Raw genomic sequence first — 3,574 nt, forward strand, 5'->3', positions numbered from 1 at the left:
TTCCTCTAATTTTAGAAATAATCTCATTTTTTTCTCCTTTGATTTAGATTTTTTTTGGCTATTTTTAATTTAAGTTTTTCACATTAAAAAACTTTAAAACTTGTCAACTAATATATTACTATTTATTTTTTTTGAGTTTAATTTTAAAAAATAGTTTTACAAAAAAACTTTTAAATCTTAATTCCTTTTATAAAAATTTTATTTTTGTTTGCAAATTTTATAACTTCCTCTTTATCAATAAACAGCATTTTATCAGCTTCGATTATAATTCCACGTCCATTAATTTCTACAACTTTTTTTATCGTTTCCAGACCAATTGTTGGAATATCTATACGATAATCCTGATGATGCCTTGCCATTTTCACTACAATGCAGTTTTTTCCAGCCAGTTCCCCACCACGTAAAATTGCCTTATCAGTACCTTCCACTCCTTCAAGAGCGATGACTGACTCATCTTTTACAACAACTGTTTGCCCTGCATCAATATCTGTAAGCATTCTTGCCGCCTCAATTCCAATTTCTATTGTTTTTTCCTCATTTTTACTTGGTAAAACTTTTGTATATGTTTCATTTCCTGCAATATACTCGTCCATTAGATAATTTTGAGGCAGAACTTCGATATTTTCTGATTCAATGTAATCAATTATTGCCTTTAAAATATTTTTATCTTTTTTATTTTTTGTAGACAATAATATCTTAGTTGCTGTCAAATCAAACTTTAAATTTGAAAATATCAAATTTTTTTCAACTTTTCCAAGCATTATTAAGTGCTTTATGCCATTTTTCTTAAAATATGAAATTATTTTCCCAACTTGAGCAACGCTGTATTTCACAGAATTTTTGTGCTTTTTCACACTTTCTTCCACACTTTCAAATAGATAAACCGAAAATGGTTCAATCCCTTTCAAAATACATTGATTCAAAAATAATTCAGGCAATTTCCCATTTCCAGCAATCAAACCTACTTTTTCCATTTTCTCTTTTTCCTCTTAAAAATATCTATATTAAAAAATTAACTCAAAATAAAATAGAGATTATTTTGAGAAATTTTACATTTTAAGTTTTTATTTTTTATCTTGTTATACCTCTTTTACTTTTTCTTATAAAATTAACAAGATTTTGTGCTTCTTCGTATTGTCCGTAATCACGTTCAACAATTTGAAGCGCTTCTTCAAGTTTCAGTTTTTTCTTAAATATAATTTTATACAACTCTCTTAGCCTTTTTATCTGTTCTTCCGAAAAACCTCTACGTTGAAGTCCTACAATATTGATATATACAGCTCTTGCCTTATTCCCTTCAGATAGCATATATGGAACAACATCCTGATTTACAGCCGAACATCCACCTATCATTGCGTGCCGCCCAACTCTTGTAAACTGATGCACAGCAGTAAGTCCACCTACCACCGCATAATCTTCCACTTCAACATGTCCAGCAAAAGTCGCAGCATTTGCCAGTACGCAGTTATCTCCAATTATACAATCGTGAGCAATGTGAACATAAGCCATTACAAGCGTATTATTTCCAATTCTTGTTTCATATTTATCAGTAGTTCCACGATGAATTGTAACGAATTCACGAATTTTATTGTTATTTCCAATAACAACTCTCGTTTTTTCTCCAGCGAACTTTAAATCTTGCGGATCTTTCCCTATTGAAGCAAAAGAAAAAATATAATTATTTTCACCAATTATCGTTTCTCCTTCAATTACAACATGCGATTCTACAATAGTTCCATTTCCGATTATTACTTCTGGCCCTATAATCGAATAAGGACCTATCTTTACATTTTCTCCAAGTTTAGCATTTGGATCAACAATTGCCGTTGGATGTATATTTAAACTCATAATTATTATACCTCATTCTTTTATTTTGAATTACTTAAAATTCGAATTTTAAAATTAAATAGAACTTTTAAAAAATAGAACTAAATAACTTTCATGCTACTCAAACAACAGTTTTGTTTTATTTAAAAAGTCCAATTTTAAAGTAGTTTGAGTATTATCTAATTATAAATCCTGTACTGAAAATTTCAAGTCAGCTTCACTTACAACTGTACCATCAACAACACATCTTCCACGTGCAACTATTACATTACTTTTAACTTTTATTTTTTCTACTTCCAATCTTAACTGATCTCCTGGAACAACAGCTCTTCTAAATTTACATTTGTCAATTGACATAAATAAAGGTATTTTCCCTGGTTCCAACATTAGCAATCCTACAGCCTGTGCCAATGCTTCTATTTGTAAAACTCCTGGCATTACAGGTTTTCCTGGAAAGTGTCCTTGGAAAAATTCTTCATTCATTGTAACATTCTTTATCGCTACCAAAGAATCTGTCCCATTTTTTTCAATAACTCTATCTACTAGTAAAAATGGATATCTATGTGGTAATATTTTCATAATATCCTCTACATTCATAATTGTTTCATTTGTTGCCATATTTTTCATTCCTCCTGAATTTATATTTTTATTTATTTCAAAATTTCTATTTAAAATCAAACCAGCAAATATTCTGAAAATTATTAATTTTTAGTATTTTTATTAAAGCTTTTAATTTATTTGATTTAATTTCAATATTTTCAATAAAATTTTACATATACATTATATTTGATTTTTATCGAAATTACAAGTGTTTTTTATGTTTTTTATAAATATTTTTTCGCAATCATCTCAGTTAATCTCGAATTTACATAGTGTCCAGCTTTTATTGCAATAATATGAGCTTTTATCGGAGTTCCCAAAACATATAAATCTCCAATTATATCAAGAATTTTATGTCTTACAAACTCATCAGAATATCTCAATCCTTCTGGATTTAATGGACCATCTGCACCTACTACCACAGCATTTTCCAAACTTCCTCCTAGTGCTAAGTTATTCTTTTTAAGAAAATCTATTTCATAATCAAATGCAAAAGTTCTACATTTTGCAATATTTTCTATATAATTTTCTAAATTTACTTCAAGTTCATAATACTGTGATTTCAAAAAACTATGATTAAAATCAATCGTATAAGATATTTTAAATCCATCATAAGGCAATGCCATCACATATTTTCCCGCCTTTTCATCTGAAAAGATAACAGGTTCTGTAATCACAACAGGCTCTATTTCCTCATTCAGCTCTACAATTCCAGCTTCTAGCAATTTTTCAACAAATCCAATTGAACTTCCATCCAAAATAGGTAATTCGTTCCCTGAGATTTCAACTAAAATATCTGTTACTCCTGTGATTGAAAGTGATGATAAAAAATGCTCAATTGTATGAACTTTCACATCATCTTCATTCCTAATGTTTGTTCCTCTTTCCAAATCAAATAAATTTCTATAATCAACCTTTATAACATTATTTTTTCCACTCACATCTATTCTTTTAAAAATAATTCCTCTTTCATCATTATTTTCACTAGGTTTCAAAGTTAATTTTATTTCTTCTCCTTTATGAAGCCCAATTCCTAATATTTCAACCGAATTCTTTATAGTTTTTCTTTTCACGTCCTAATTCCCTCCATTTTCCAAAATTTTAGTCACATTCTGTCTTTATTTATAAAATATTTTTCTTTTTCTAT

At 28.5% G+C, this 3,574-nt stretch carries 4 protein-coding genes; all 4 read right to left on the bottom strand.

Translation table 11 applies throughout. The features are described 5' to 3' along the window. Window positions 1-170: 170 nt before the first annotated feature. The 4 genes from Q0370_RS02660 to lpxC all read right to left on the bottom strand — a co-directional run bounded on the left by Q0370_RS02660 (window position 171) and on the right by lpxC (window position 3,500). Window positions 171-974 (bottom strand): LpxI family protein, encoded by an 804-nt coding sequence (locus Q0370_RS02660; RefSeq protein WP_299571753.1) that lies wholly within the window; start codon window positions 972-974, stop codon window positions 171-173. A 97-nt stretch (window positions 975-1,071) separates the two neighbouring features. Beyond that, a complete protein-coding gene (gene lpxA, locus Q0370_RS02665) occupies window positions 1,072-1,848 on the bottom strand; it encodes an acyl-ACP--UDP-N-acetylglucosamine O-acyltransferase (protein WP_006804215.1) in 777 nt (258 codons plus the stop codon). 162 nt (window positions 1,849-2,010) lie between these two features. Further along, entirely contained in the window at window positions 2,011-2,445 is a 435-nt protein-coding gene (gene fabZ / locus Q0370_RS02670) for a 3-hydroxyacyl-ACP dehydratase FabZ (protein WP_299571763.1), read from the bottom strand. A gap of 206 nt (window positions 2,446-2,651) precedes the next feature. Further along, window positions 2,652-3,500 carry a UDP-3-O-acyl-N-acetylglucosamine deacetylase gene (gene lpxC / locus Q0370_RS02675; protein ID WP_299571765.1) on the bottom strand — a complete coding sequence of 283 codons (849 nt, stop codon included), beginning with the start codon at window positions 3,498-3,500 and terminating at the stop codon, window positions 2,652-2,654. Between the last annotated feature and the right edge of the window lie 74 nt (window positions 3,501-3,574).

Origin of the sequence: uncultured Leptotrichia sp. (assembly GCF_938036635.1) — a bacterium.
GTDB classification, from domain to species: domain Bacteria; phylum Fusobacteriota; class Fusobacteriia; order Fusobacteriales; family Leptotrichiaceae; genus Leptotrichia; species Leptotrichia hongkongensis.